Origin of the sequence: Arthrobacter nitrophenolicus (assembly GCF_045833485.1) — a bacterium.
GTDB classification, from domain to species: Bacteria; Actinomycetota; Actinomycetes; order Actinomycetales; family Micrococcaceae; genus Arthrobacter; species Arthrobacter nitrophenolicus.
In genome coordinates, this window is sequence record NZ_CP174504.1 from 582,989 (window position 1) to 609,934 (window position 26,946).

Sequence of the window (26,946 nt, forward strand, 5' to 3'; positions counted from 1 at the left end):
GATTGCAGTATGGCACGCGCAGCTACCACAGAGGACGCCTTCAATGCGGTGGCCGAACCCCGGCGCCGCGAGATCCTTGACGCCCTGGCTGCCGGCGAGCGCACGGTGGGCGAACTCGTGGACCGGCTTGACCTTGCCCAGCCGCACGTTTCCCGGCACCTCCGGGTCCTCCGCGAAGTGGGCGCCGTGCACGTGCGGGACGAAGGCAGGCAGCGCATCTACTCGCTCAACGCAGAGGCCCTGAAGCCCATCTACGCGTGGGTGGCCGGCTATGAGCACCTCTGGGCGGAGCGGTTCGACCTGCTCGAGGACGTGCTCGACGAAATGAAACAGCAGGACAGCTAGAAGAGGAGCAGGGCAGTGGCACAGACAGGCAGCAGCACCATGGACGTCACGTTCCCCAGCGACGAGGAAATCCTGATCACCCGCACGGTCAACGCACCCAGGCACCTGGTCTACCGCGCCTGGACCACGCCCGAGCTCGTCCGGCGCTGGTGGCCGGGCCGCCGGGGCGAGATGACGGTGGCGGACATGGACTTCCGGGTGGGCGGTACCTGGCGGTATGTCATGGTGGCCCACGGCGGGTTCGAGGTGGCCTTCCACGGCACGTACCGGGAGATCGTCCCCAACGAGCGGATCGTGCACACCGAGGTGATGGAGATGCCCGAGACGTCGACGGACGGCGAGGAGGGCACCGTGGTGAACACGGTCACCTTCGAGGAGGCCGACGGCGGCGGCACCACGGTCAGCATCCGCACCAACGCGGGCAGCAGGGAGGTCCGCGACATGATTGCCCAGTCCGGCATGGAGGGCGGCGTCCGCGAACAGTTCGAGATCATCGAGGAACTGGCAGCCGCTCCCGCCTGATCCCGGCTGCCCATCGGTGGCAGTGGATCGCGCCTGCTCCAGCGCGGCGGCACGCCCCGGAGCCCAAGCACTCTCCCAGCTTTCTGTGACACCCTTAAGCCGATGACAATTTCACGGCAGGCAGGCACCAGGACCGCATCCCGACCAGCTCCGGGCTCGGGTTTCCTGTTCATGCTGGCCACCCTGGCCTGCGTCGCCGGACTGCTCGCCACCTACTACTACTTCGTCCAGACCACCACTGGACAGTTCATTGACGAGTCAGCGCTGGTGGAGGCCGTGGAGATCCATGGCCCGGCAGGCAAGGCGAGCACCAGGTTCCTGGACCTGCTGCCCACCATCTCGCTGGTGATGGCCGCCGTCGTGGTGCTGTTCGTGACGGTGATCCGCAAGCGCTGGGCAGAGGCCGGGATTGCCGTGGCGGCCTGCGTCGGCGCCAACGTGGCCACCCAGGTGCTCAAGGCCCTGCTGCCGGCGCGGCCGGATAAGGGCGTCGTGACGCTGGACATCAACTCGCTGCCGTCCGGGCACACCACGCTGGCGGCGTCGGCGGCGGCCGCGGTGTTCCTGATGGCGTCCCCGCGGTGGCGGCCGATGGCGGGCTTTGTTGGCGGCACGTTCGCCATCGCCTCCGGGGTGTCGACGCTGATCAACCAGTGGCACCGGCCCGCTGACGTGGTGGCGGCGTTCCTGCTGGTGGGCGCGTTCATGATCCCTGCCGGGTGGCTGATCGTCCGGCGGGGCGCCTGGAACGCCTGGGACGGCTTCGGCGAACACATCGGTTCGGCCCGGATCTGGCTGACGCTGCCGGTGCTGCTGGGACTGGCATCCGCCGCCGTGGCCGTCTACTCGCTGATCCGCATCGCGCCGAGCCCCTGGCAGGAGGCCAGCACCACCAACTACTTCTGGGCCGGGATCTCGCTGATTGTGATTGCCGGGTACCTGGCCACGGTGGCCACCACCTCGCTGTTCGCCTTCGCGGCACGACGGCGGGGCTCCCCAACCCGCTAGACGGAACCGTTTAGAGCACCAGGCCGCGGTCCAGGCTGGCCGCCCGGCCGATGCGACGGTGCCACGCGGCATCGGACACTCCTGCAGGGAATTTGACCGTTTCTTGATGACCTTGGGGGCTCTTTATTGATCCGCCCATTGGATAGTTGCTGTTGCCAGGCCGAAAGGCCCGGCCGGATGGCTCTCCTGCAAGCCATCACTCTCCTGGCGGCGTCTTGAAGTGGGCGCCGCCAGGTACCCGACCTCCGGCCCGCACCTTTTGCGCCCCGGACCCCGTTTTCCTCACAGCGCGCCGCCATGCAGCTCCGCCGTGACCCCCATTTCGCTGGAACGCTGCGCACTCGCTGTATCGGCCCTGTGTGTCAGGCTGTTGTGCGACAGGTTTGCTGCCGACGCTGCCTGACACACAGGGCGAGGAAAGGTCCGTCATGGATTTTGTTATCCCTCCTCGTGCCTCGAACCGGAAGCACTTCACTCTCGCGCAGAAGCACGAGATTCTTGATGAGTACGACAAGTGCCTTGAGCGTGGGTCCAAGATCGCGTTCAGCCGTGCGGTGGGCATCACCGATGGCACTATCCGGCTTTGGGTCCGGCAGCGTGAATCGGGCGAGCTGAGATCCAGATTCAAGACAGGGAGTGAGGACCAGCGGTTGAGGCAAGGCGATAAGAGGCTACTTAAACAGGTCTTGAAGGAGAACGAGATCCTCAAGGCCAAGCTGGCCAGGTCCGAGGCTGCGGTGGACATCCTGGGAAAAGCTTCCGCGCTCTTGGACGCCATGGCCAAGAGCGCGGCGGCGACGGACCCCGTGCTGAAGGAAGCGGAGCCGCAGCGGCCGGAGTGGTTGATCCCAAAGTCTGGAAAGACATCGCCCTGACCTTCGTCGGGAAGCTGGTGACGGCCGGCTGGTCAGCGGTGAAGGCCTGCGCATTGGTGGGCCTTCACCGCACTGCCTGGTATCGGCATCTGAGCCCGTCCGTCGCGGCAGGGATCACGGTGCCCCATGCCCAACGGGCCTACCCGAACCGGATCACCCAGACCGAAGCCGAGGAGTTCATGGCGACACTGAACTCCGAAGAATACGGGAATCTCTCCGTTACCCAGGCCTATTACCGGATGCTGGACGCGGGTCTCTGCTCGTTCTCGATCGCCGCCGCCCACCGTATCGTGGCCAGCTACGGGCAGAACGGTGACCGCCGCGCGCAACGCAGCAGCACCGGCCCTAAAAGGATCAAGCCCGTCCTGGAAGCCACGGCTCCCAACCAGCTCTGGAGCTGGGACATCACGATGCTCCACGGGCCTGGCAAACACACCTACCGGCTCTACACCATCCTGGATGTCTTCTCCCGCAAGGTCGTCGGGCATCGCGTCGAAACCACCGAAGCCGCGGCCTTCGCCTCGGCCCTGATCCGCGAGGCCGTGGCCAGGAACAAACAGTGCCCAGCGGTGCTGCATGCCGATAACGGCGCACCAATGCGGGCCGGCACAACGCTGGACCTCGCCCGGGCCCTGGGCATCACACTGTCCTACTCGCGCCCGAGGGTTTCTGATGACAATCCGTACTCAGAGTCACTGTTCAAGACCGTGAAATATGACCTGGATTTCCCGCGACGGTTCCAAGACCTGCAGCACGCCCGGGAATACATGGGCGAGTTTTTCGCAGGCTATAACAGCCATCATCGTCACAGTGGCCTGAACTACTACACGCCCGATACCGTCCATCACGGACTGATCGAGCAGGCGCGCAGGCAACGACAACAAACTCTCGATGCCTGCTACGCCCGCAACCCACACCGATACCGTCGTAAGCCCACCGCACCGGGAATCCCTCCCGTCGCAGGAATCAACCACAAAAAACCCACCCAGCTGTCACAAACAGCTTGATATGTACCGTCGGAACAGCGATCCTGCAGGGAACCGTCGAATTGGCGGCGGCCCCCTTACGCAGCTGGTCCCCATTTCAACGCGGACCCCTTAACGCAAACCAGCTCGGCAGGAGCTGGCGCCGCTATGTGGGGGGGACATAGCGGCGCCTGCTTCCGCCGAGCTGGCGCGGTGCCTACAGCGACGTCGAGACGCAGGTGACCTTGTTGCTGTTGTTGCCTTGTTCCAGGTCGACCACCGCCGTGGCAATACCCGTCGACTGGTCGCTGTAGGTGGCAGTCACGCGGATGGTCAGCCGTGCCGTGGACCGGTTCGCGACCACGATCGGCGACGTGATGTCCAGGGTGACGGTGCTGGACGCCCCCAGCGCCACGGCCTGGTTGTACGAGGGACCGTAACTTCCGTCCGCTTGCAGGGCCGCGTAGGTAAGGGAGGCAGGAGTTCTGGTCCCGGTGGCGGTCAGGGTGGCGTGGGTCCGGTTGTTGTTGTTGGTGCAGGTGAACCCGGTGAGGACATCGCCCGGCCAGATGGTTGCGGCACTCACGGTCATGGTCGCCGTCGCGCTTTGCTGCCACAAAGCCGACGCCGACGCGCCGCCCACGCCCAGCGTCACCGTCAGTGCGAAGGCGCCGACGGCGGCCCCGGCACCCGGGAGGTCCCGGAACTTGCCCATCAGGACGCCCCAGCCATGCGGGACTTGCGTGACTTGCGTACTGACGTGAAGACCGTGACGGCGCCGTAGCCGATGAGTCCGATCGCTGCGACGACGGTCCAGGTGCCGCGGTCGGAGTTGCCCAGCGCGTTGGCCACAAAGCCGACGTACGGGACTGCGTAGAACAGCTTGCCCTTGACCTGGATTTCCCGGACGGGTTCAGGATCGTTGGCGCCGTTGTTGTCGCCCCGGGTGATGAGCGTCTTCTCCCCCTGCTGCGTGGCTCCGAAACCGACCACCCGGTGCGTCTCCACCTCAGGCCGTCCCGAGTACAGCTGGAACGTCACCACGTCGCCGTACTGGATCTGGTCAAAGTCGACCGGCTTCATCACCAGGAACGTGCCCGGCGGGAACTTGGGCGCCATGGAGTTGGTGAGCACGGTATACGTCTGCGAACCCGTTGCCACCGGCAGCACGATTAGGACCAGCGCGGCGAACAACGTGATCATCATGGCGGACATGCTGGCGATACGTCCGACGGCGGCCCAGGCACCGGAGCGCCCGCCCCGGCCGGTGGCCGTTTTCGACGGCGGCTGTTCCGTCTGGGGCGCGTCCTGCCCGTGCGGGGTGTGGCCGACGACGGGGCGTTCTGTCAGGTCAGCAGCCACCGGGCACCCCGCACAACTGACGGGCGGTGAGCGGAAGGGTGATGTTCACTGCTTGTCCTTTCACGGTGGTGGGGGCGGCCGGGCTGAGGCTGGCCTGGAAGCAGAAGACGGTGGATCCGCCTTTGGCGACGGGCTGCGAAACGAGTCCGGCAGAACCCACCGGCGCGTAACTGCCGGTGGCGTTGCATTCCGCGGCGGTGGCTGCCGCCTTGGCGCTGACTGTCACGTACTGGGCAAGGCTTCCGCCGGACACATTCGCCACTGCCGGCTGCCCCGCCGTGACGGTGGTGTTGAAGGTCCCGCCGGCGTTGGTGTTGTTGGTGACTGTCACTCCCCCGTACACCGACGTTCCGGGCGAGAGGGTGGCCGCCGGGTTGATGGCCAGGTTTGCCGACTGCCCGTTGGCCAGCGTCATGTTCGTGACCTGCCCGGACGGAACCGCGCTGAGCGCCACATCGAACGACGCCGAGGCAACAGTCCCGGGGGCGGCCGACGCGCTGGCGCTCCAGAGGGCGTACGTGCCCTGCACCGTCAACAGTCCCAGGAGCACTGCCGCGGCGATGAGTGCCGCCGCCTGCAGTGAGCGCTTGGTGCGCATCGGTCTTCCTCCTGGTCCTGTTCCTTGGTCCGACGGGCGGGTGGCCGTTCAGCCACCCGCCTAATGATCAGGAAAGGCCGGACTGAGTGACCTGGGTCAGCGTGAATCCAACGTTGTTGAAGTTGTATGTGGCGTTTACGTCTGACCGGGCCGCGGTGCTGGACAGGAATTCAAACGTGATGGTAGCGGTCACCGTCTGTGCCGATCCCGTGGGCTTCAGCGGGTTGGAGACAGGGTCTTCACCCACGGTGAGCACGGGTGCGGATACGGAAACGTTGGCGGGAGTGAAACCATTAGTCGCGCTGATGCCGGTTGTGGCGATATTCGCAGCCATCTTGTCGCCCACCAAAGTAACCGTCAGGTCCTGCGTGTAGGTGAGCTTGTCGCCTGGTACTACCTTGTAGGTGCCGATGGTGACCGGTTGGCCGTTGCGGTCAGTCCAGGTTCCGTTGCTGGTAGCGTTGACGACGTTTAGGTCGCCGGCTGCGATAGTGCCAGGTGCCTGACTAGCCGAAGCGTTCCAGTTGGCCAGTGTTCCGCCGCCGCCCAGCAGCAGTGCTGCACCTACGGCGATGGCTGCAGTGCCCTTAATCAGAGTGCTGTTCTTCATGACATGTCCCCTCAGACTTTGATGTGCGTGTTGTCTAGCTGGGGACCACTTTGCACGGCCAAACTCAGGAACTAAGGGGTGAAAGCGTCAAAGAAGGCTCAAGTTATCTGAAAAATTGAAATGGCCCCTGACCTGCGCTTTTATCCCTTGGCCGGTCCTGGATGGCCCGGTTCATAAAGGTCGATGATCGGCAGGTGCCCGTCCGTGCGGATGGCGTCGCCGCCGCCGTTGCGGTGGTGGTAGCCGGTGGAGTAGTTGAGGATGACGTGGACCGACTCCACGGCACGGGCGGCCCGGAGCGTCCCGATGATGAAGTCCCGTTCCTCGTCCGTGCGGTCGGCGATCTTGTGCGTGATCTGGAACGTGAAGAGGGACAGTCCAACGCTCCGGTCGTAGGTGCCGGCACCCACGAAATCCACCGGGATTCCGCCGGGCAGCATCCACCCCTCGGGGCATTTCCAGAACCGGACGTGGTGGCGCTTGCGCGGGTTGCCGTCGATCTCGCGCTGGAACGCCAGGTCCTGCCGGTTGCCGAACACATACAAAGAACTGACCGGCGCTTGCGGGTAGCTCCGCCCCAGAACCGTGGACGTCAGGGTGCGCCAGGCCGTGGCCGGCGTGATGGGGTCCGCCTCCACCCATCCTGCGGACAGCATCGCCCGGCGCAGTTCGTCCCCGGTCCCCACCACCGCCAGGTTCACGGGGTCGCCCAGCACGCCGTCGCCGGTCCTGGTCCGGCCGATGAAGTAGTCCGGAATGTAGAGGCTGCTAAGGATCTTGTGGATGCGCGGCAGCAGGGCGTACGCCAGGATCAGCCACACCGGCAGGAACACCCACGCCTGCTCCGGGCCGCGGGACAGCCGCGACAGCAGGAAGAACCACACGGCCCATCCGACGGCGACTGTCACCAGCAGGTACAGGAGCCGCTGCAGCACCGCCAGCGCGGTGGCCCACCGGCTCTGCCGCCGCTCGCTGGAACTCTCCGGACGCGAATGGTCAGGCTCCTGCGGGGCCGGCCGCCCGGCGTCGTAATTCCTCTCCAAAGAGCTCACGGCTCGTCGGGGGTCAACTGCTCCACGATGATGCGGGCCGTCTCCGGATCCCCCAGGATGCGGAAGTGCCCGGCCGTGGGCAGTTCGATGTTGGTGGCACCCGGCAGGATGCTGCCCTCCGGGATGTGGGGGTCGAACGGGCCGTAGATGGACGTGATCCGGCTGTTGATGGTTTCCTCGCGGGCCAGTTCCAGGGTCAGCGCGTTGCGCGGCGAGAAGATCCGCAGGCTCGGCAGCAGCATGTACCGCGCGTAGGTGGAGCCGGAAAAGGGCGTGCACACCGCGATCATCCGGGAGATCCGCTGCTCCGGGTCCAGGTTGAGCATGGCGTACTTCCCGATCAGCCCGCCCTTGCTGTGCGCCACGATGGCCGCGTCCCGCAGCCCGGCCTCCTCGATGTGCTGCGCCACCATCCTGGCCGCCGCCGGCACCTTCAGCTTGTTTCGCTGCAGCACTGTGACCACGTGGACGGGATGGCCGGCGTCGTGGATGGACTGGATGAGGGGCAGCATGAACTGCCAGTTCTCGTATACGCCCGGGATGATGACCACAGGACTGCGGTGCCCCTGGTGGAACGAGCCCGGCTGCACGCGGGACAGCATCCCTTCGACCTGGCATATGGCTGCGTACGCGTAGTCCTGCAGCCACCACAGGCCCTTCTGCAGCGCACTGATCCGAGTGGGAATCCCCGTTTCACCCATCTGTCGAGGATAACCGCCCACCCGTTGCTCTATCACTTATGGTCCCTAAACCAGCGTTTTAGCGACCAGAAGTGATAGAGCATGTCAGTAGTTGCGGCGGTGCTTCAGGCGGGGAATCACGACGGCGAACACGGCCGCCGCTGCGAACCCCAGGACGCCGGTGGCCGAGATCCCCGCGCCCAGCGAGGCCAGGGCCGTCACCCCGGACAGGAGCACCGGCCCGCCGGTGGAGCCAGCGTCCGCCATGAACCGCCAGAGCCCCAGGAACTGGCCCCGGCCGCGGTCGGGCGAGAAGTCGGCACCGAGGGTCATCACCAGCCCGGAGCTGATGCCGTTGCCGAACCCGATCAGCAGCGCCGCCAGCAGCAGCCCCACGAAGGATCCGGTGAGCGGGATCAGCAGCAGCGCCGTGCCCATCAGCAGGGTGGACGGGACGGCAACGAACTGCCGGCCCCTGCGGTCCATGAGCTTGCCCGCCGGGTAGAACACCAGCATGTCGATGGCCCCGGACAATCCGTAGATCAGCGAGGCGGAGGTGGCGTCCAGGCCCAGGTGGTCCGCCCACAGCGGGATGACCACCTGCCGGGAGGAACGCAGCGCGCTCAGCAGCAGGATCCCGACGCCCAGCGACAGGAAGACCCCGGCATGGGACACCGCCACGCTGCGCAGCGTGGGCTGGGGGCCGGCCGTCCCGCCGTCGGGCATGTCCGCCGCGGCCAGGTCCGGAATGGTGAGGGACAGCAGCGCCGCGGCCGCCATCGCCACCAGACCCACCCAGTACGCGCCGCCGATGCCGGCGAACTGCATCACGGCCGCACCCAGGAACGGGCCGATGAACACGCCGATCCGGTTGACCCCGCCCAGGGTGGACAGCGCCCGGGCGCGGAACTCCACGGGCACCGCCTCGGTGAGGTACTTCTGCCGTGCCAGGCCAAAGACGCTGCCGGCCATTCCGACGACGGCCATCGCCGCTGCGAGCAGCCACAGCCCGTTGGGAACCACGTAGGACAGCCCGCCCGCGGCCATGGCCAGGCCGGCGGCGACGGCGGCGCCCACGATGGACCACCGCTCACCGAACTTGAGGGTCACCAGGGATGCGGGCAGGTTGAAGAGCCACGAACCGAGCCCCATCAGGGTGACGATGAGGGCCGCGACGGCAACAGAGGCGCCGAGGTCCCGGGCCGTCAACGCCACCACCGGAAGGATGGCGCCCTGCCCGATCCCGAAGAGCAGCGTGGGCCCGAAGGCGGCAACTGCAATGCTGCGAAGGCTGAAGGGCTGGGGGTCGTCCGGGGAAGTCATCAGATTTATCCTATGGCCGCGCCCCGGACGGGTTGTCAGCGGTGGTCGGCGCCCCTCATGCGGACGGCCACCACCACTCCTGAGGCAGCGGTGAGGCCGGCCACCACGGCGATGGCGGCCGGGATGCCAAGGGCGTCAGCAACAATGCCGGAGAGCAGCGCGCCGGCGGCAAAGCCGCTGTCCCGCCACAGCCGGTACACCCCTATGGAGCGCGCCCGCCACGATGGATGGGCCACATCGCCGATGGCCGCGAGCAGCGTGGGATAGACCATGGCAGTACCGATTCCGAGCAGGACGGCAGCGGCGAGCCAGGTTTCGAAACCCGTCCCTGCAGCCACCATGGCCAGGGCCGCGGCCTGCACCAGCATGCCGCCCGTGATCAGCGGCTTTCGCCCGTACCTGTCGGACAGTGCGCCGGTGACGAGCTGCGCGGCTCCCCACACGGCCGGGTAGGCAGCCGCTAGCAGGCCCACTTTGTCCACGCTGAGGCCCCCGGCGAAGAAGAAGACGGGGAAGAGGCCCCAGGCCAGCCCGTCGTTGAGGTTGTTGACCATCCCCGCCTGGCTGACAGCGGACAGCGACCTGTCACGGAAACTGGTGAGGATGAAGACCTCCCGGCTGCCCAGCCCGGCATGGCGGGCGTCCCGCGGCCGGTGGGTTGCGGCTTCGGCGGCGGCGTGGTGGTGGGTTTCGCGGACTGCCAGGACGGAGAGGCCCAGGCCGACGGCGATGAAGGCGGCACCGAGGAGGAAAGGCCCCGGGCGCAGGCCGTGGGTTGCGGCGATGTAGCCGGTGGCCAGGGCGGTGCCGGCCACGCCAAGATAGCCGGCCGCTTCGTTGAGGCCCATGGCCAGGCCGCGGCGTTCGGGCCCGACGAGATCCATCTTCATCATGACGGTGGTGGACCAGGTCAGGCCCTGGCTGATGCCCAGGATGACGTTGGCAGCAACAATCCACCCCCATGAATCACCGAAGATCAGCAGCAGGGGAACCGGCAGGGCTATGAGCCAGCCTGCCACGAGGACAGGCTTGCGTCCGAACCGGTCGGACAGGGTGCCGGCGAGGTAGTTCGTGGCGGCTTTCGCCACCCCGAACGCAAGGATGTAGGTCAGTGCCGACGAGTACAGGCCCACGTTGAAGACCTGGCTTGCCAGCAGGGGCAGGACGGTCCGTTCCTGGCCCAGGGTCCCGCCCACCAGGGCGTTGACGGCGACGAGGAGCAGGAATTGGGCAAGGTTCTGGCGCAGGCCAAGTACGACGCCGGGACCTCCTGCCGCGTCGGAGCCGGGTGGGGTGCCCCGCATGTCACGCTCCATTCGGTTGTTGGCGAACGTCCCTGGATGGAAGGTGCCCGGGCAGGCGGGGACCTGCCCGGGCGGGAAGCCCGTGCGGGAGGGGGGACCCGCCGGGCAGTTTTCGGGTCAGTTCGCCGTGACGGCGTTCTGCTCTTCCTGCTGCCAGGCGCTCCACGCGGCATAGCTGCCATCCAGTTCGGCGACGTCGTAGCCGGCCCTGCGCAGCGCGCTTGCGGCTACGGAATTCCGCACACCGCTTTGGCAGAACGTCACGATGGTGCCTTCGGCCGGGAGCTTGTCCAGGTGCCACATGACACGGCCGCCGCTGAGTTGGTAGGACCCGGGGATGTTGCCGGCGATGTGTTCGCTGCGGTTGCGGACATCGAGCACCATGGCGGCGTCGACGTTGCCCAGGTCTTCAGGCCGGACCAGTTTTGGAACGAAGGTGGGCAGGCCCTCGATGCCCGTGACGTACCCGGCCACCGTGTCGATGCCCACGCGAACCAGGTGGTCCCACATGTCCTGCGCCGCTTCCTGGTCCGGGGCCAGGAGCACCAGCGGATTCTTGTCGGTTTCGGGGTTAACCACCCAGGCGCCGTAGCTCGCCACGGATTTGCCTGCCGGAACGTTCAGTGACCGGACCACAGTTCCCTTGTGGACCTCCTGGTTGGGGCGGGTGTCGATAAAGGTGACGAGGTCCTGGTCGAGGTCCCGGGCGACGTCCGACGTCTCCAGCTGCTGGAGCGGGGCGCGTTCGCCCAGCACGGCGGGACCTTCACGGTTCTCACGCTTCATGCGGCCAAAGTAGGCGTGCGCGTCGGGCTGGCCGTCCAGGAGTTCGGCAATGAAACCGTCCTCGTCGTTGGCGGCAAGGTAGGGACCCCACCACGAATAGAGGCGTTCATAGCCCACCGTGGAGGACGGGATGGCACCGAGCGCCTTGCCGCAGGCACTGCCCGAACCGTGGGCCGGGTGGACCTGGACGTAGTCCGGCAGGGTCAGGAACCTGTCCCGCAGGCTGGCGAAGAGTTGCCGCGCTCCCTCGAAGCGGGTGTCCACTCCCCCGGCGGCTTCATCCAGCAGGTCCGGACGGCCCAGGTCGCCGGAGAAGACAAAGTCTCCGGAGAGCAGGTAGCCCGGCTGGTCGCTGAACGCGCCGTCGGTGACCAGGAACGAGAGGTGCTCAGGGGTGTGGCCGGGGGTGTGCACTGCCTCGATGGTGATGTTGCCGATGCTGATTTTGTCCCCGTCGTAGAGCCGCTGCGCATCGAATCCGTACTGCCAGTCAGGCCCGCCCTCGCCGGAGACGTAGATCTTAGCGCCGGTCGCGGCGGCAAGCTCACGGGTGCCGGAGAGGTAGTCGGCGTGGATGTGGGTCTCGGTGACGGCCACGATCTTCATGCCGTTCTTCTCGGCGAGGTCCTGGTAGACGGCAATGTCCCGCCGGCCATCAATGACCACGGCGGTGCCGTTGGCCTGGCAGCCGATCAGGTAGCTGGCCTGGGCGAGGTCGTCGTCGTAGATACGTTCAAAAAGCATGGGGTCCTCCTGGGGACGTTGTGACTGGGGGCCATGTGGCCAGGTTCGGGTGGGCGCCGGCAGCGGCAGGACCGGATCCGGTCAGCTGGCCTGCTTGGCGGCTTTGGCACGCAGGGCATCCAGGTCCAGGTTCTTCACGGCCTGGATGACCTCTTCCAGGCCTGCTGCGTTGAGCGCCCCCGGCTGGGAGAAGACGAGGGTCTTGTCCTTGAAGGCCATCAGCGTGGGGATTGAGGTGATCCGCGCTGCCGCTGCCAGGGATTGTTCCGCTTCGGTATCCACCTTGGCGAAGGTGATCTCCGGGTGCCGTGCGGCGGCCGCGGCATAGGTAGGGGCGAACATGCGGCAGGGGCCGCACCAGCCGGCCCAGAAGTCAACGAACACGATGTTGTTGTTCTCCAGGGTCCCAGCGAAGGTCTCTTGAGTGATATCGATGGTTGCCATGACTAGATTTTATACCCCCCGGGGTATCGAGTAAAGCTGGATGGGACAGGACGGGTTCCTCCGGCAGGGAGGAGCCAACTGGCGCGGTCAGGCGGTGGGAAGCCCGGCGCGGGTCCACGCAATCATGCCGCCGGCCATGGTGTCGGCGTTGAAGCCGGCGCGGTTGAGGGCGTCGGCCACTGCGGCACTGCGGTTTCCGCTGCGGCACACCACGATGACGGGTACGGCCGGGTCGAGTTCAGGCAGGCGGGCTTGAAGCTGGCCCATGGGAATGTGCAGGGCTCCCGGCACCATGCCTTCGGTGACTTCGAAGTCCTCGCGGACATCGAGGATCCGGGCCTGGTTTCGGCGCCGGTTCGTCTCGGCAACGGTGATCTCAGCCATGGTTCTTCTCCTTCTCTTGTTGTTGAATGTCAGGCCGGCGAAGGCCGGCTGCTGCTTCGCCGCCTGTTCCTGCCGATGGTGCGGAGCGGGCAGGAGTTGACGAAAAGCCAGCAAATGCCCGCACCCGCAAGCGTCAGGGCGACGACGGCAGCGATGATGATCGGGCGCAGTTCCCCGGGAGCCTGCTGGGTGAGGACGAATGTGCCCATCGCCAGGACGAACCAGCCGAACGCCTTGCGGAGCGCATCCTCCGGAATGCGGCCCGCAATCCGTGAACCGACAAGGGTTCCCCCGATTGCGGCTGCGGTAACAGCCAGGACCAGGCCCCAATCCAGCTGGACCGAGGTGAGGTAGCCGGCCAGCCCGGCGAAGGACTTCATGGCGATGACCACCAGCGACGTGCCGACGGCGGCAGCCATGGGCAGGCCGCCCAGCAGCGCCAGGGCCGGGACCACCAGGAACCCGCCACCGGCGCCCACCAGTCCCGTGATGAGCCCGACCACCGCGCCGTCCAGCAGGACCCTGCCAAGCGGCAGTTCGTGCTTAGCAGGCGCCGCGCCGCCGTCGTCCTTCTTCTTCCTCCCCCGGAGCATGGCGATGGATGTGGCCACCATCATCACGGCGAAGGCAATAAGCAGGATCTGGCCCGGGATGTGGCCCCCGAGCAGACCCCCGACAAAGGCACCCGCCATGCCGGCCGCGCCGAAGAGCAGGCCGGTCCGCCACCGTACCCGGCCCCTGCGCGCATGGCTGACCACACTGACCGCCGAGGTGACACCGACGACGAACAGGGAGGCTGCGATTGCCTCCTTGGGCCCGAACCCGGCCACATAGACCAGGATGGGGACCGTCAGGATGGAACCGCCGCCGCCCAGGACGCCGAGCGACAGGCCGATGACCAGGGACAGCGCCAGGACAAGGATCACGGCGGAACTCACGACGCCTTGGCCTCAGCTCCGGCTTCGGAACTGACGGGCAGCTGCAGGATGGCGCTCTCACGGGTGGGCTCCTTGGCGGCCCTGTTCCACGGCATCGCGGAGAGCGCCGTGCCCATGGCACAGGTGTTGGTGGCTGCGGAGAACGTCAGTCCGGCCCCGATCGCCCCGGCGAGCATCCGGACTTTAGGGGAAACGAACCTGCCGCCGGCCAGGCCCAGGACAACGAGGGAGCCGGCAACCAGGCGGACCTGCCGCTCCAGGTCCCACCGTGCCCTGCCGCGGACAACGTCGCCACCGGCGGCAGCAAAACCCGGGACTCCGCCCGTGAGCACAAAAGCCGTGCCGATACCCGCTTCACCAAGCCGCTGGCGCGCCTGCTCGGCCCTTACGCCGGACTGGCAAACCAGCACGACGCGGCTGCCGAGCCGTTGCGCCAGTTCAGCGGTGTGCTCCGAGAGCAACGGCAGCGGCACGTTGTAGGAGCCGCGGATGTGCATCGACTCGAACTCCGCGGCGGAGCGGACGTCGAGCACCGTCAGGTCCTGGTGCCCGGCAAGCCAGCTGCGGAGTGTCTCGGGCGCCAGGGAGGTGACGGCGGTTGAACGGTTGGAAGAGGAGGTCATGGGAGTCCTTTCGGCAGCGGAAGTGAATACCCCACCGAGTATTACGGATACCCCCGGGGGTAGTCAAACACACCCCTGGGGGTATAAGCTGGTGCGGACACTTCCCGGATTGGAGATCCCCATGCAACTTGATGCCACTGAACTGACGCCCGTGGTCAACCGCCTGAAGCGGGCCCAAGGCCAGCTCGCAGCCGTCACTCGGATGCTTGAGGAAGGTCGGGACTGCAAGGACATCGTCACGCAGCTGGCGGCGGTGTCCAAGGCACTGGACCGGGCCGGTTTCGCGATCATCGCCAGCGGGCTGGAGCAGTGCATCGTCCGCAAGGATGCCAGCATGGACACCAAGGATCTGGAAAAACTCTTCCTGTCGCTTGCCTGATCTCCCGCCATCTTTCCTGCCCACCAGACTGAGGAGGAGCAATGACCTATACCCACACCGTGACCGTCCCGTTCTCCTGGGAAGAGGCCGTGGAGCGCACGCGCACGGCCCTTGCCGGCCAGGGTTTCGGAATTCTGTCCGAGATCAACGTCCGCAACACTTTCGAGGCGAAACTTGGCACCGAAGCCGCCGAGGCCCTGGGCCCCTACGTCATCCTGGGCGCCTGCAACCCGCAGTTGGCCAGCAAGGCCCTTGCGGCGGAACCAGACCTCGGTGCGCTGCTGCCCTGTAATGTCGTGGTCCGCCGCGGCACGAATGACACCGTGACCACAGTCCAGGCAATCGATCCGCAAACCATGGTCCGGCTCAGTGACAGCGCCGCCGTGCGCGACGTTGCCAACGATGCCGATGCCAGGCTCCGGGCGGCCCTGGCAGAGCTCTCCGCCACTGCCCCGGCAGGCTGACCGGCCGCGCCCCGAAAACCACGCGAAATCGCTCAAATTCGGGGGTCACAAACGGCCCGCACAGGAGTAGCGTTCGCCTTATGGGGCGCTGATCCGCGCCCATAGCCAAGGGGAGGTCATTCGATGGGTGAAGTGTGGATCCGAACGCTCGGCAACGGGCTGGTCCGGGCAGACAGAGTCACCGAAATTTCATCCACGCGCGGGTCGTTGCATGAGGACCAGGGGTATTCCTTGAAGGTCATCGTGGACGGCAAGGGCCACGTCCTGATCGACGACGCCGACCTGCAGGGCAGCATGGCCGAGCGGCTGGAGTACGCCCGGCACATGGAGGACGCCCTGCTGCTCGCCATCGATGAAGCCCGCGACAGTGACGCCTCCGTGGTGATCTCCTATGAGCCCGAACGCGAGCGCTGGTCGTCGGCTGCCGTCTCCGAATTAACCGGCAGCCTTCCCCAAGTGGTCGTCTGACCCGGCGCGGGCTCCCGCAACGCCGGAACTGCCGGCATCTGGACATCCTGGACTGCCGTCCGCGCCGGCAGTCCGCTGATGCTGGTGCGCGTGAAGCACAGCGCCCAGAGCGCAGCAACCAGCACCACCACCAGGACCCACGGCAGGTCCGGCCACGCGAGCATGAACGGCACGGCCACTGCCACCACCGTCACGATCAGCAGGTACCACGCCACGGACCACCACGGGCTGGCCGGACCGTTGCGGGCGGGGTCGCTTGATTGCCGGACGGACGGCTTCCGCCTGCGTTGGAGCCGGTTGTGCAGCACGCCCCACACCGGCCCGTTCAACAGCCCCACCAGCACGCCGGCGAACACGGCCGTGGTCAGCGCCAGCACGCCCCAGCTCTGCCAGTGCCCCCAGTGGTAGGAAGGGCCGGAGCACACCCAGGAGGACCACCACGGGTCCTGGCCGGCCCCGGGCGGGCCGCACTGCACCAGGTTCCGCGCCCACCCCTGCGAGCCCAGCCAGGCCAAGGCAGCCGGGGCGCTGAGCGCTGCGGTGAGCACCGAGAGAAGCCGCGTCACCCCCAGGCTCTTGACCATGACGCGGTGCGGACGGAGGCGCCGGTCGCCGTCGAGCCCCCGCAAGGCGAGGCCGTGCGGGTCGGAGGGCGGGTCCAGGATCAGCCGGGCCAGCGGATCCAGCACCTCCACCCTGTTGCTGGAGTAGACGATGTGGTCGTAGATCAGCGCGGACCGGTTGTAGACCGGGTGCTCCTCGGGGCCGGGGCCGCCGTCGCCCGCGGTGTCCCGGGCGTAGATCTTGCCGAAAACGGGCAGCGGGCCGTTGGCGTGCGTTGAAATGGGGCCAGCCGGCACGAAGTCGAACTTGCCCCACACGTTGATCCAGCGGGGCCGGTCCGGGTTCGCCAGCCAGTCGGTTACCGGGTCCTCCCCCGTTCCGCCGCCCCACTGCGCGTACCCCAGCAGGTCGAGCCCGCTGCCCACACTGACGAAGTTCGTGGCCCGTGCCTGGTTCTGGAACAGGACCTGCCCGGTGATCGCTGCACCCTGGCTGTGCGCCACCACCGTCACCTGCGTGCCGCCGTCGTGGTCCCAGCGCTGCAGGGTGTCCACCACCCGCTGCCGCATCGCGGCGGCCTGGAGGGGCTTGCGCTTCCACACCTGCGGGTCGCCCAGGAATTCGGCGAACAGGGAGACGATCTTGCCGATCCACCGGCCGGGCCCGGGAATCCAGGCCAGGACGATGGTCAGCAGCAGCACCACCAGCACGGCCAGCAGGATGAAGAACCCGGCAAGCGCTGCCAGCGCGGTCAGGAGCGCCTGCCGCAGCCGGGCACCCAGCCAGGCGAGGCTGGCGCGCCGCCTGCCGGGATAGAGGTTCCACCTGATCAGCTGCAGGGACCTCTTGTAGACCCGCAGTGCGGTGCGCAGCGCCCAGGAGTACGTGGACGCGGCCGACGCCGGCTCGAAGTCCCTGCCCCAGGACGCCTCGGTCATGAGTACCGTGAGGTAGTCCGGCTTGGTGCCTGCACAGCCGCGCAGCACCTTCACCCAGACCTCGGGTGCATCGCCTACGGCGTTGGCCTTGGTGATCACCAGGTGCGGGTGCGGGGCGTCCGGCACCATGTCCAGGGAAAGGTCGTGAAGGCTGAGCATCAGCGGCTGGGCCCACTCCTGCAGCGTCCCGCCTTTCAAGGCCCGGCCCATGCCGTGGACAAACACCACCGCGTGGTCCGGGCGGCTGCGCGGACTACCCAAGCTGCCGTTTTCTGTTGTCGCGTCCCCCAGGCCGTCGCTTGCGCGCTTGCCCATGGGCTAATGATGGACCTGCTCCCGGCCGGAAGGAAGCTTCGAGGGGCTGGCGTGGCGGCGCTCCAGGAGCCCCGTCACGAAAGAACAGACGATGTAATAAACATCTCCATGTTGCGTGCGTCACATCCTGCCCCTACTCTGGTTGAGGCTGATGCAAACGGCCATAGCAAGAAGCTGCAGCGTCGCAGCCAATGCCGGGGAAGGCTTTACATTTTGAACTCAAAGCTCAACATTGTTGTCCGTATCGATCTCGACCACGCACGAGCCAAGGTGATTGCAAAGGGGCATATCACCGTCCATAGCGTCAACGCCCTCTATGTAGTGGCAAAACGGGCCAACTCCCTGCGGGAAGGCCTGGATCTGGAACTGGATATCTCACACGCCCGCGTAGATGATGCGGCACTGGAGATGCTCCGGACCTCATCGGAAACACATCATCTTCCAACCATGATCGATCCGCAGCAGGCACCGTGCACCATCAGTGTGCTGGCGCCGCGCAGGAAGGCCGCCGTTCCGGCAGCCGCAATGGCCGCATAGGCCAACTCCACGGCAACTCCCAGCGCCCAGTACGGGGCCCCAGAGCCTGCCACCATAACCTTCGATTTACAGTCTTTCGCCCTGCCCTCCAGCACGGTTGTACCCGCCTATCCGGGTAGCCGTACCGGGCAGGGCGGAATAGTCTTTTCCTCTCGTGATGTCCGGCCGCCGTCGATCGGCCGCCGTCGGTCAGGCACTAACGGTCAGGCACTGACCGGCCGGCCGCCCAGGTTGGCCTGCAGCCATTCCTCCAGGAGCGGCGCCGGCAGCGGGCGGGCGAAAAGAAACCCCTGGGCCAAGTCGCAGCCCATGGCCCTCAGCGCCTGCTCCTGCCCGGACGTTTCCACACCTTCGGCAACGGCACGGATGCCCACGGCGTGGGCCAGGTCGATGCAGCTGCCCACGATGGCGACGTCCCCGGAATCCGAGCCCAGTCCCGTGATAAAGGACCTGTCGATCTTCAGTTCGTTGATGGGGAACTTCTTCAGGTACGTCAGGCTCGAATATCCGGTTCCAAAGTCGTCAACAGCAAGGCCGACGCCCAGGTTTTTCAATGCGGTCAGCGACTCAAGCGCGGCCGCGGGATCGGACATGAGGGCCGTTTCCGTAATTTCCAGCTGCAGGAGCGCCGGATCCAGCGTCCACAGCTGAAGGGCACCCTTCACCGTGTCCACCAGTTCCGGATCGTTCAGCTGCCGGGCGGAAAGGTTGACGGCGAATTCCAGGCCCTCGTTCCGGGGGTCCTGCCGCAGGGCCGCCGCCTGCTTCAGCGTCTCGTTCAGCACCCAGGCACCCAGGGGGCGCACCAGCCCCGATTCCTCAGCCATCGTGATGAATTCCGACGGCGGCAGCAGGCCGCGCGTGGGGTGCTGCCACCGGACCAGGGCCTCCACGCCGCTGGCGGTGCCGGTCCGCAGGTCGATCTGCGGCTGATAATGGACTCGGAGGGCGCCGTCCCTGATCCCGCGGCGCAGTTCGCCCAGCGCGCGGAGCCTGTCCACGGTGGGATCCGTTTCAGCGGGCTCGTGCAGCTCCCACCGGCCGCGCCCGCGCTCCTTGGCCCGGTACATGGCGATGTCCGCCCGGCGGATCAGGTCTTCCAGCGTTTCATCCGCGTTGTCCGCCACCGCAATCCCGATGCTCGCGGAGGTCACGATTTCCAGGCCCTCAATCTGCATCGGCGCGCGCAGGACATCCAGCAGGCCGGCGGCCAATGCCACGGCCTCCGGAGTGTCGACGGCGGCCCGCGCCACCAGGAATTCGTCACCGGAGAGCCGGGCAACGGTGCCCGTTCCCGGGACCGCGGCCCGCAGCCGGTCCGCCACGGCCATCAAGAGCTCGTCCCCTGCCGAGTGCCCCAGACTGTCGTTGACGGCCTTGAAGTGGTCCAGATCGAGGAACAGGACGGCCAGTGTCACCTTGCCGCTGCCGTCCAGGAGCGGCTCGAGCGCCATCCTCAGCCCTGCGCGGTTGGGCAGCCCGGTCAGGGAGTCATGCAGGGCGAGCCGCTGCAGTTCCTTCTCCGCCTGGCCCCGCCGGACTTCGGATTCCTCTGCGGCCCGGAGGGCGGCGACCAGCTCCTTTTCGAACATCCTGCGTTCATGGGCGCTGAAGATGATGACGCGGACACTGCCGGGTTCCTGCCCGGAGCCGGGGACCCGCTGCGCCGAGAGCAGCGCGGCGCGGCGTTCCCCGCCGGCGTCGATGATCTCCACTGCGATCTCCGAGACCGAGCCGTTGATGCCGAGCTGGGGAATGCAGTGGGTTGAGTAGAGGATCTGGTCACCGACCGGCATGAGGTCCTGCAGCCTGCGGCCGAGAAGCTCGGGCCGCGCGAAACCTGTCCACCGCACAAAGGTGTCATTGACCGCTGTGATGCTGCCGCCGTCGTCCGTTACCAGGTATCCGCACGGGGCCTGATGGAACAGGGCTTCAAAGTCATCCGGCGGTTTGTCATGGCCCGCGGGCGGGCCGGGGGCGTCGGTCACGGGCGGGAATCCAGGTAGTTCAGGATGGCCCGGGCGGTGTCCCCGGGCGCGCTGACGTGCGGGCAGTGGCCCGTTGCCTGCAGTTGCACCAGGGTGCTCTGTTCAAGGTGCCGGTGCACATAGTCGCCCACCTCCTGCGGCGCGAGCAGATCATCGGAACACTGGAGGATCAGGCACTCACAGCCCGCCTTGTCCAGCACGGGCCGGCTGTCGGAGAGGAAGGTGACCCGGGCGAAGTGCCTCGCGATCGAGGGGTTGGTGCGGCAGAAGCTGCTCCGGAGTTCCTCCGCAAGCTCGGGTGCGTCCGGGTTGCCCATGGCCATCGGCGCGAGGGCTTCGGCCCAGGCCACGTAGTTGCTGTCCAGCGAGGCGAGCAGGCCCTCGATGTCCTCCTCCGAGAACCCGCCCACGTAACCGTCTGCGGCGTCATTGGTGTAGCGGGGTGACGGGGCCACCAGGACCAGCCGGGCGAACCGGTCCGGTTCCCGCACGGCGGCGATCAGCGCGATCATGGCGCTCACGCTGTGGGCAACGAGGATGACGTCCTTCAGGTCCAGGACGGCACAGATTTCCAGCAGGTCCTCGGCGTAGCCGTCCAGGGTCCCGTACTTCTCGCGGTCATAGGCGTCCACATCGGAACGGCCCGCACCCACGTGGTCGAAGAGCACCAGCCGGTAATCATCCGCAAAGTAGGGCAGCAGCCGCCGCCACATGTCCTGGTCGCAGCCGTACCCGTGGGCGAACATCATCACGGGCCCGTCCGCGCGGCCGGCCTCTGTGACGTTGTTCCGGCGGACCACCAGCGAAGCTGCCTCCGTTGCTGCTGTGACCATCTGTACCGACCCCCGGGGTTAGTAAGCAGGGTGATTTTCCTACCTCAGATAGTAGCGGCGGGGGAAAGCGAAACGCTCACAATTGCGGAAAGGTTGCGGCCCCCGCCCGGGATACAGCTGGACGTGAATACATTGCAGGCTGTATAGTCACTTCCGTGGAAACCCTGACCCATGCACCGGTCCTGGCGCGCTTCGGCTATGCGGTGTCCGATCCCACCCGGGCCCGGATCCTGCTGGCCCTGGCCGACGGCCCGGGCTACCCCTCCCACCTTGCCGAATCTTTGGGTGTCTCCCGCCAGAGCATGTCCAACCACTTGACCTGCCTGCGCGGCTGCGGCCTGGTGGTGGCGGTCCCGGACGGGCGACGGACAAGGTATGAACTGGCAGACGGGCGGCTGGGCCATGCCATCCACGACCTGCTGGGCGTGGTACTGGCGGTTGATCCGGCCTGCTGCACCCCGGACGGGACGTGCACGGCATGAGCGGCCTCCAGCTGTCACCGGCTCCCGCCCGGCGGGCGGCCCTCACCCGGCGCATCCGGTTCCTCGCGGCGGGCACCATCACCTACAACGTCATCGAAGCCGCCGTTGCGCTCTGGGCCGGCGGGGTCGCGGGCTCGGCGGCGCTGATCGGGTTCGGGCTGGACTCCGTGATCGAGGTGGCATCCGCCGTCGCGCTGTCCTGGCAGTTCGCCTCGAAGGACCCGGAACGCCGCGAGCACCTGACCCTGCGGATCATCGCCCTCTCCTTCTTCGCCCTCGCCGCCTTCGTCTCCTTTGACGCCGTCCGGGCCCTGCTCAGCGGCGAACCGGCCGAACATTCGACGCCGGGGCTCGTCATCGCCGCGCTGAGCCTAGCCGTGATGCCGGTGCTGTCGTGGCTGCAGCGCCGGGCCGGCCGCGAACTGGGATCCAGGACGGCTGTTGCCGATTCCAAGCAGACGCTGCTGTGCACCTACCTCTCGGCCGTCCTCCTGGTGGGCCTGGTTGTTAACAGCACCCTGGGCTGGTGGTGGGCCGATTCCGTTGCGGCCCTGGCCATCGCGGGCATCGCCGTCCGGGAGGGCATCAATGCCTGGCGGGGCGATGCCTGCTGCGCCGGCTGCGCCTGATGCCATTCCCCATCGCACGCCCGCTCACTTACCGCGCCTTCCGGACCGACGCTGTCTCACATATCGCGCCTTCCGGACCTACGCCCGCTCATTTTTGGCGCCGTTAGCCTAGGCGGAGCCGGCCCGCACCCGGTAGTTCAGCAGCACGATGCCGGAGGGATAGGGCCGGCACTCCACAAGTTCCAGCCTTGTCCATCGCCCAATGCCGCGAAGAACGGCACGCCCGCTGCTCCGTGGCCGCGAAGCCGTAGTCCTCAGCCTTCGACATAGCGTCATTCAGCCAGGACAGGTCCCCACTGGCGGAGGACAAACATTGCGGCGCCCTTCAGGGAAGCGCGCTCCCTTCATCCCTGCGACTGGAATGAAGGTGAGCGGGCGTCCCGGGTTCAGGCGCCAAAGGTGAGAGGGCGTCCCGGATTTACGCGCCAAAGGTGAGGGGGCGTCCCGGATTTACGCGCCAAAGGTGAGAGGGGTCAGCCGGTGACGCCGGTCAGCTCGTTCGGGGTGTCCTCCAGCGTGCCCGTGCCCGTGACCTTGCCGGACTCGACATCCACGGCGTGGATGGTGTTGGTGGCCGGGTCCGAGATGAAAGCGGTGTGGCCGTTCACGTAGACGGTGGGCCGCGGGTCCTGCCACTCCAGCGGCTCCTCCCAGGCGGGGATCACCGGGAAGCTGTTGGTGACCTTGGCGGTGTCCGGGTCAATTACGTGCAGGGCGCCATCGGTGCCGAGCACCAGGGCCTCGCCGTGCGGGCCGCGTGCCAGGGAACGGAAGCTGTAGCTGGTGCCGAGGTCAACCAGCGTCAGGGACTTGGTTTCGGTGTTGATCAGCGAGATCTGCTCCGGCCGTTCCAGCTCGGCGTCCTTGTCCTGCTTGTAGTCGCCGAGGGTCACAACGGACTCGTCAGAGCCTGCCTGGTTGCCGATCCGGCCGTATTCGGTGGGGCTGTCCAGCTTGGTGATGGCGCCGTCGGCGTAGATCAGGACGCCGGTCTGGCAGCCGATGACCACGGCCTCGCCCGCCGCGGTGGCCTCGCCGTGCACGCCCGGGCAGTCCTCGTTCCGTGCGATTTCCTTGCCGTCCTCGTCCAGCACCACGATGCCGGGACGTTCCTCGTCATTCCCGAGCGTGAGGACCAGCTCGCCGTTGGAGAGTTCGACGGCGACCCCGTGGTGGGCTTCTTCCGCCCGGTGGGTTTCCACCTCGGGCTGCCCCTCGGCAAGATCGTCGGATTCGAAGACGGTCACCTCGCCCGTGCCGTCGCTGAACAGGATGGTCTTGCCCTCGTGCCGGACCACGTGGCCGGGCTTGCTGGTGGGGAACGCGGTGTCCGTCATGGCCGGGTCCTGGGCGTAGTGCTTTCCGCCGTCGGACCAGACGCCGGTGTCGAGGACCTCGAAGCCCTTGGCGGTGGAGATGATGACGTGGCGCCCGTCCCCGGCCGGGTTGATCCGGTTGAAGCCCTCGAGGGGGAAGTCGCCAAGCACCTCGAAGGTTTCGGGGTCCAGGACCTGGACCCCGCCGTCGTACGTGGTGACAATCCGCGGGGTGGCCGCATCAACGGAGGCGGTGGAGGCGACGTTTCCTGCCGGGGTGGCGCCGGCGCAGCCGGTGAGCATCAGGCCGGCAGCGGCGAGTGCAGCAAGCAGGCGGACGGGCGGGGTGCGGTGTTGCATGGAGTTTCCTTCTTGTCAGGGGTGCGGGTGGAACTTACGACAGTGCTTCGGTGATGCTTTCGGTATTGGCGCGCATCATGTCCAGGTAGGTGGCGCCGGCGGACCCTTCGGCCCCCAGCGATTCGGTGAACAGCGGGACCACGGCGATGTCCTGGCCCGCTTCGGCGGCGAGCACCTGGGCCAGCCGCTCGGGCTGGGAGGAGTCGGCGAAGATGGCCACCACCCCGGCTGAGCGGATTTTGGAGGTGAGGTCGTTGAGGTCCGCGGAGCTGGGCGAGGCGAGCGTGGTGCCGCTGGGGATGACCGCGCCGATCACTTCGAACCCGAAGCGCGCGGCCAGGTAGCCGAACACGTGGTGGTTGGTGATGAGCTTCCGCCTGGCAGGCTCGATTGCGGCGAAGCTGGCCTCCATGGACGCCTCCAGTTCGCCGAGCTGCTGTACATAGGAGCCCGCCTGGGCCCGCACGGCGTCCGGGTCCACGCCGTCGACATGTTCCAGCACGCTGTTGGCGATGGCGTCGGCGGCCTCCGCCACCCGGGCGGGATCGGTCCAGAAGTGCGGGTCCTCCGCGTCCCCGCCGCCGTCGTCGCCGCCGTGCGTGAACGCCAGGGGTTCGACAGCGTCCATCGCCGCCACCGCCGGGACGCCTTCCGCGGCGGCTGCCTCCACGTGGTTGAGGATCCCTTCCTCCAGCCCGCCGCCGTTGTGGACGATCAGGTCCGCGTTCTCGATCACCGCGGCCTGCCTGGCCGAGATGCCGAAGGAGTGCGGGTCGGCGTTGGATTCCATGAGCACCACCACCTCGGCCTGGTCCCCCACCAGGTTCCGGGTGATGTCGCCCAAAATGTTGGTGGTGACCACCACGGTGGGCCGTTCGGCGGCGACGGCGGAGCATCCGCTGAGCGCAAGGCCCAGCACCACCAGTGCGCCGGCCAGCCGTGCCAGCCGTGCCGGGACGCCGCGCCTCACAGCCCGGTCTCCAGCATCAGGTCCGCGGCGGGCACCTCGAAGGTCCGCGCAACCCGGAGCCCGTCCGCGTAATCAATCTCATGGACAACGCGGCGGGCGGGGTCGCTGACGTAGGCGCGCGAGGCGTCGATCCGCAGCTGCGGAACCGCGTCTTCGGCCGGCGCCCCGAGCAGCGGAACGTGGACTCCCACTTCTCCGGTGGCGGGGTTCAGCGCAAGGAGGGTCCCGTCGGCGCCGGCGGCCAGCACCCGCTTCCCGTCGCCCACGGCCGACGCCGCAATCACGGGGACCGGGGTGGGAAGGTGGGTCCAGGTCCGCTTGGACACGTCCAGGTGCCAGGCGCCGTCCTCCCCCGCGGGCCCGGCAAGTTCGTTCGAGCCGGGACGGTGCGCTAGTCCTGCTGCCGACGGATGGCCCGCGCCGGCGTCGGGGTAGGGGATCTTTTCGGCGGCGAAGGCACCGTCGTCCTCGGTGACCAGGAGGGCGCCGTCGGTGCAGGCGAACACCACGCCCACCCGGGTGGTGGCGTGGCCGGACAGGCCGGGGCAATCCCGGGCGGCCAGGACTGTATGCTCCTCCGCGTCGCGGACCTCCACCCCGCCGGCCGCGGCAGGCACGGCGGCGGACGCGACGGATGCCAGGAAGTGCCCCTCGTACGGCACCACCAGTCCCTCATGCGGGGTGCTGGTGATCCGCACGGACTCCTGCACGTTGCCGGCGTCGAGGTCCTTGTGCCTGAACACGGACGCGTAGCCGCCGGAGGTGGAGAAGACAGCGATGGCCTTCCCGTCCCCGGCCACAGCACCGGCGGCCGGCACCGCCGCCGTCCCCACCAGGCCGGGCTCGGCACTGTAGTAGTGCTTGTGCTCGCCGTGGTCCACGGTCCAGGCACCGGCATCGAACACCCGGACGCCACCAGCGGTGGTGAGCAGGGCATAGCGGCCGTCCTGGTAGGCGGCGCCGATGGGGCCGGAGGTGCCGGCGTCGGACGTGTCACCGGTGAGGAGGGAGAGCAGCTGCCCCTCCCCCGTCACTTTGTTGAAGGTGAGCAGGCCGGTCTGCGGCTCTGGGTTCTCCTGGGCTCCGGCGACGTAGCCGTGCGGTGCGGCGGTTTCGTCCCGTTGCGGTTCGGCGGCGGGCGCGGCGCAGGCGGAGAGGAGCAGTGGAAAGCCGAGCAGCAGGGCGGGCAGTCTAGGCGTGGTGCGGGGCACGGGGAAGCGGTTCCATTTCTAGCGAGGGGACGGGTTCGACGGCGGGGGCGGGCCCGGTGCCGGGCTTGCGGCGGACTGCGCCGCGGGCAAGGGCGGAGACGAAGTAGGACAGGGCGGCCACCAGGGCGATGGTGGCCCCGGCGGCTGTGGATGCGTACCAGGAGATCCAGAGGCCGGCCGCCACACTGGCGGCGCCAATGACGGAGGCGAGGATCATCGCGGTGCTGATGGACCTTGCCCAGACCAGCGCGGCGGCGGGCGGGGCGATGAGCAGCCCGAACACCAGGAGCGTTCCCACCACCTGGAAGGATGACGCGACGGCCAGGGTGACCAGGCACAACAGCACGAAGTGGGTCAGCCGGGGCCGCAGCCCCAGGCTCGCGGCCTTCTGCGGATTGAACGCCGCCGCCAGGAAGGCACGGTGGAACACGGCCGCGAGGGCCAGGACCACGAGTCCGACGGCGGCGAGCACCAGGATGTCGTCTGTCTCTACGGCCAGGACGTCGCCGAACAAAGTGCCGGTGAGGTCCACGGCGAACGAGCCGGAGGCGGACACGATGATCACCCCGGCGGAGAGCATGATGACGAACAGCAGGCCGATGGCGGTGTCCTGTGAGACGCGCCGGTTCCGGGTGATCGCGGAGACGCCGGCCGCCGTCGCCGCCGCGCTCAGGGCAGCACCCACAATCAGGTTCCCGCCGACCAGCGCCGCGATGGCGATGCCGGGCAGCAGTCCGTGGGACATCGCATCGCCCAGGAACGCCATGCCGCGCACCACCACCCAGGTTCCGACGACGGCGCACACCACCGCCACCAGGGCCCCGCCCAGCAGGGCGCGCTGCACGAATGAGGCATTCAGGGGATCAAGTAACCATTCCATCGCGGTTCATCGTACAGTATTAAATGAGACTCATTCGCAACAAGGAAAG

General features: G+C 67.4%; 31 protein-coding genes. 11 read left to right on the top strand and 20 right to left on the bottom strand.

What is annotated here, in order from left to right:
• Nucleotides 1-9: 9 nt before the first annotated feature.
• The 5 genes from ACJJV6_RS02740 to ACJJV6_RS02760 all read left to right on the top strand — a co-directional run bounded on the left by ACJJV6_RS02740 (nucleotide 10) and on the right by ACJJV6_RS02760 (nucleotide 3,757).
• Nucleotides 10-345 carry a helix-turn-helix transcriptional regulator gene (locus ACJJV6_RS02740; protein ID WP_009358855.1) on the top strand — a complete coding sequence of 112 codons (336 nt, stop codon included), beginning with the start codon at nucleotides 10-12 and terminating at the stop codon, nucleotides 343-345.
• Nucleotides 346-360: 15 nt separating this feature from the next.
• Nucleotides 361-867 (top strand): SRPBCC family protein, encoded by a 507-nt coding sequence (locus ACJJV6_RS02745; RefSeq protein ID WP_009358854.1) that lies wholly within the window; start codon nucleotides 361-363, stop codon nucleotides 865-867.
• Between the two features lie 102 nt (nucleotides 868-969).
• Entirely contained in the window at nucleotides 970-1,875 is a 906-nt protein-coding gene (locus ACJJV6_RS02750; protein ID WP_354175093.1) for a phosphatase PAP2 family protein, read from the top strand.
• A 428-nt stretch (nucleotides 1,876-2,303) separates the two neighbouring features.
• Nucleotides 2,304-2,750, top strand: a complete 447-nt coding sequence (locus ACJJV6_RS02755; protein WP_009359687.1) for a hypothetical protein — start codon at nucleotides 2,304-2,306, stop codon at nucleotides 2,748-2,750.
• Nucleotides 2,714-3,757 (top strand): IS3 family transposase, encoded by a 1,044-nt coding sequence (locus ACJJV6_RS02760; protein ID WP_407709889.1) that lies wholly within the window; start codon nucleotides 2,714-2,716, stop codon nucleotides 3,755-3,757. The genes ACJJV6_RS02755 and ACJJV6_RS02760 overlap by 37 nt, the downstream gene beginning before the upstream one ends.
• Nucleotides 3,758-3,932: 175 nt before the next feature.
• Here ACJJV6_RS02760 and ACJJV6_RS02765 read toward each other — a convergent pair whose 3' ends face one another.
• The 13 genes from ACJJV6_RS02765 to ACJJV6_RS02825 all read right to left on the bottom strand — a co-directional run bounded on the left by ACJJV6_RS02765 (nucleotide 3,933) and on the right by ACJJV6_RS02825 (nucleotide 14,563).
• Complete coding sequence (locus tag ACJJV6_RS02765) at nucleotides 3,933-4,430, bottom strand: hypothetical protein (RefSeq protein ID WP_407709890.1); 498 nt, start codon at nucleotides 4,428-4,430, stop codon at nucleotides 3,933-3,935.
• The gene (locus tag ACJJV6_RS02770; protein WP_407709891.1) at nucleotides 4,430-5,077 is read right to left on the bottom strand and encodes a signal peptidase I; all 648 of its coding nucleotides are present in this window, start codon (nucleotides 5,075-5,077) and stop codon (nucleotides 4,430-4,432) included. Before ACJJV6_RS02770 ends, ACJJV6_RS02765 begins: the two co-directional genes overlap by 1 nt.
• Nucleotides 5,067-5,675, bottom strand: a complete 609-nt coding sequence (locus ACJJV6_RS02775) for a SipW-dependent-type signal peptide-containing protein (protein ID WP_407709892.1) — start codon at nucleotides 5,673-5,675, stop codon at nucleotides 5,067-5,069. The genes ACJJV6_RS02770 and ACJJV6_RS02775 overlap by 11 nt, the downstream gene beginning before the upstream one ends.
• A gap of 67 nt (nucleotides 5,676-5,742) precedes the next feature.
• On the bottom strand, nucleotides 5,743-6,285 hold the full coding sequence (locus ACJJV6_RS02780; protein WP_009358927.1) for an alternate-type signal peptide domain-containing protein: 543 nt from the start codon (nucleotides 6,283-6,285) through the stop codon (nucleotides 5,743-5,745).
• 140 nt (nucleotides 6,286-6,425) lie between these two features.
• Complete coding sequence (locus tag ACJJV6_RS02785) at nucleotides 6,426-7,337, bottom strand: LssY C-terminal domain-containing protein (protein WP_407709893.1); 912 nt, start codon at nucleotides 7,335-7,337, stop codon at nucleotides 6,426-6,428.
• Nucleotides 7,334-8,038 (bottom strand): triacylglycerol lipase, encoded by a 705-nt coding sequence (locus ACJJV6_RS02790; RefSeq protein ID WP_133345577.1) that lies wholly within the window; start codon nucleotides 8,036-8,038, stop codon nucleotides 7,334-7,336. The genes ACJJV6_RS02785 and ACJJV6_RS02790 overlap by 4 nt, the downstream gene beginning before the upstream one ends.
• Nucleotides 8,039-8,122: 84 nt before the next feature.
• A complete protein-coding gene (locus ACJJV6_RS02795) occupies nucleotides 8,123-9,340 on the bottom strand; it encodes an MFS transporter (RefSeq protein ID WP_407709894.1) in 1,218 nt (405 codons plus the stop codon).
• Nucleotides 9,341-9,375: 35 nt separating this feature from the next.
• Nucleotides 9,376-10,644, bottom strand: a complete 1,269-nt coding sequence (locus ACJJV6_RS02800; protein WP_407709895.1) for an MFS transporter — start codon at nucleotides 10,642-10,644, stop codon at nucleotides 9,376-9,378.
• A gap of 117 nt (nucleotides 10,645-10,761) precedes the next feature.
• Nucleotides 10,762-12,174, bottom strand: coding sequence for a rhodanese-like domain-containing protein (locus ACJJV6_RS02805; protein ID WP_407709896.1), 1,413 nt, complete (start codon nucleotides 12,172-12,174; stop codon nucleotides 10,762-10,764).
• An 81-nt stretch (nucleotides 12,175-12,255) separates the two neighbouring features.
• Entirely contained in the window at nucleotides 12,256-12,618 is a 363-nt protein-coding gene (locus ACJJV6_RS02810; protein ID WP_407709897.1) for a thioredoxin family protein, read from the bottom strand.
• A gap of 87 nt (nucleotides 12,619-12,705) precedes the next feature.
• A complete protein-coding gene (locus tag ACJJV6_RS02815) occupies nucleotides 12,706-13,002 on the bottom strand; it encodes a rhodanese-like domain-containing protein (protein ID WP_407709898.1) in 297 nt (98 codons plus the stop codon).
• A gap of 29 nt (nucleotides 13,003-13,031) precedes the next feature.
• Nucleotides 13,032-13,940: a sulfite exporter TauE/SafE family protein gene (locus tag ACJJV6_RS02820; protein WP_407709899.1), complete on the bottom strand. Its 909-nt coding sequence runs from the start codon at nucleotides 13,938-13,940 to the stop codon at nucleotides 13,032-13,034.
• Entirely contained in the window at nucleotides 13,937-14,563 is a 627-nt protein-coding gene (locus ACJJV6_RS02825) for a rhodanese-like domain-containing protein (protein ID WP_407709900.1), read from the bottom strand. The genes ACJJV6_RS02820 and ACJJV6_RS02825 overlap by 4 nt, the downstream gene beginning before the upstream one ends.
• Nucleotides 14,564-14,684: 121 nt before the next feature.
• Here ACJJV6_RS02825 and ACJJV6_RS02830 point away from each other — a divergent pair, with 121 nt between their 5' ends.
• The 3 genes from ACJJV6_RS02830 to ACJJV6_RS02840 all read left to right on the top strand — a co-directional run bounded on the left by ACJJV6_RS02830 (nucleotide 14,685) and on the right by ACJJV6_RS02840 (nucleotide 15,874).
• Complete coding sequence (locus ACJJV6_RS02830; RefSeq protein ID WP_009358934.1) at nucleotides 14,685-14,942, top strand: metal-sensitive transcriptional regulator; 258 nt, start codon at nucleotides 14,685-14,687, stop codon at nucleotides 14,940-14,942.
• A 41-nt stretch (nucleotides 14,943-14,983) separates the two neighbouring features.
• Complete coding sequence (locus ACJJV6_RS02835; RefSeq protein WP_133345563.1) at nucleotides 14,984-15,406, top strand: DUF302 domain-containing protein; 423 nt, start codon at nucleotides 14,984-14,986, stop codon at nucleotides 15,404-15,406.
• A 123-nt stretch (nucleotides 15,407-15,529) separates the two neighbouring features.
• A complete protein-coding gene (locus ACJJV6_RS02840; RefSeq protein WP_133345561.1) occupies nucleotides 15,530-15,874 on the top strand; it encodes a hypothetical protein in 345 nt (114 codons plus the stop codon).
• On the opposite strand, the gene ACJJV6_RS02845 is transcribed toward ACJJV6_RS02840, so the two are convergent.
• Complete coding sequence (locus ACJJV6_RS02845) at nucleotides 15,796-17,691, bottom strand: hypothetical protein (protein WP_407709901.1); 1,896 nt, start codon at nucleotides 17,689-17,691, stop codon at nucleotides 15,796-15,798. The genes ACJJV6_RS02840 and ACJJV6_RS02845 overlap by 79 nt on opposite strands.
• 213 nt (nucleotides 17,692-17,904) lie before the next feature.
• Between ACJJV6_RS02845 and ACJJV6_RS02850 the strand changes: the two genes are divergently transcribed.
• Nucleotides 17,905-18,228 (top strand): hypothetical protein, encoded by a 324-nt coding sequence (locus tag ACJJV6_RS02850; protein ID WP_407709902.1) that lies wholly within the window; start codon nucleotides 17,905-17,907, stop codon nucleotides 18,226-18,228.
• 203 nt (nucleotides 18,229-18,431) lie between these two features.
• Here the strand turns inward: ACJJV6_RS02850 and ACJJV6_RS02855 are convergent, their stop codons facing one another.
• The gene (locus tag ACJJV6_RS02855; protein WP_407709903.1) at nucleotides 18,432-20,216 is read right to left on the bottom strand and encodes an EAL domain-containing protein; all 1,785 of its coding nucleotides are present in this window, start codon (nucleotides 20,214-20,216) and stop codon (nucleotides 18,432-18,434) included.
• On the bottom strand, nucleotides 20,213-21,049 hold the full coding sequence (locus tag ACJJV6_RS02860) for an alpha/beta fold hydrolase (RefSeq protein WP_407709904.1): 837 nt from the start codon (nucleotides 21,047-21,049) through the stop codon (nucleotides 20,213-20,215). Before ACJJV6_RS02860 ends, ACJJV6_RS02855 begins: the two co-directional genes overlap by 4 nt.
• Before the next feature lie 155 nt (nucleotides 21,050-21,204).
• On the opposite strand from ACJJV6_RS02860, the gene ACJJV6_RS02865 reads away from it, so the two are divergent.
• Nucleotides 21,205-21,531, top strand: coding sequence for an ArsR/SmtB family transcription factor (locus ACJJV6_RS02865; protein WP_407709905.1), 327 nt, complete (start codon nucleotides 21,205-21,207; stop codon nucleotides 21,529-21,531).
• Nucleotides 21,528-22,160 carry a cation diffusion facilitator family transporter gene (locus tag ACJJV6_RS02870; RefSeq protein WP_407709906.1) on the top strand — a complete coding sequence of 211 codons (633 nt, stop codon included), beginning with the start codon at nucleotides 21,528-21,530 and terminating at the stop codon, nucleotides 22,158-22,160. Before ACJJV6_RS02865 ends, ACJJV6_RS02870 begins: the two co-directional genes overlap by 4 nt.
• A gap of 473 nt (nucleotides 22,161-22,633) precedes the next feature.
• On the opposite strand, the gene aztD is transcribed toward ACJJV6_RS02870, so the two are convergent.
• From aztD to aztB, 4 genes are read right to left on the bottom strand one after another with little or no spacing between them, the layout of a single operon-like run.
• The gene (aztD, locus tag ACJJV6_RS02875; protein WP_407709907.1) at nucleotides 22,634-23,836 is read right to left on the bottom strand and encodes a zinc metallochaperone AztD; all 1,203 of its coding nucleotides are present in this window, start codon (nucleotides 23,834-23,836) and stop codon (nucleotides 22,634-22,636) included.
• A 34-nt stretch (nucleotides 23,837-23,870) separates the two neighbouring features.
• A complete protein-coding gene (gene aztC, locus ACJJV6_RS02880) occupies nucleotides 23,871-24,806 on the bottom strand; it encodes a zinc ABC transporter substrate-binding protein AztC (RefSeq protein ID WP_407709908.1) in 936 nt (311 codons plus the stop codon).
• The gene (locus ACJJV6_RS02885; RefSeq protein WP_407709909.1) at nucleotides 24,803-26,017 is read right to left on the bottom strand and encodes a hypothetical protein; all 1,215 of its coding nucleotides are present in this window, start codon (nucleotides 26,015-26,017) and stop codon (nucleotides 24,803-24,805) included. The genes aztC and ACJJV6_RS02885 overlap by 4 nt, the downstream gene beginning before the upstream one ends.
• Complete coding sequence (gene aztB, locus ACJJV6_RS02890; RefSeq protein ID WP_407709910.1) at nucleotides 25,998-26,897, bottom strand: zinc ABC transporter permease AztB; 900 nt, start codon at nucleotides 26,895-26,897, stop codon at nucleotides 25,998-26,000. The genes ACJJV6_RS02885 and aztB overlap by 20 nt, the downstream gene beginning before the upstream one ends.
• Nucleotides 26,898-26,946 lie beyond the last annotated feature (49 nt).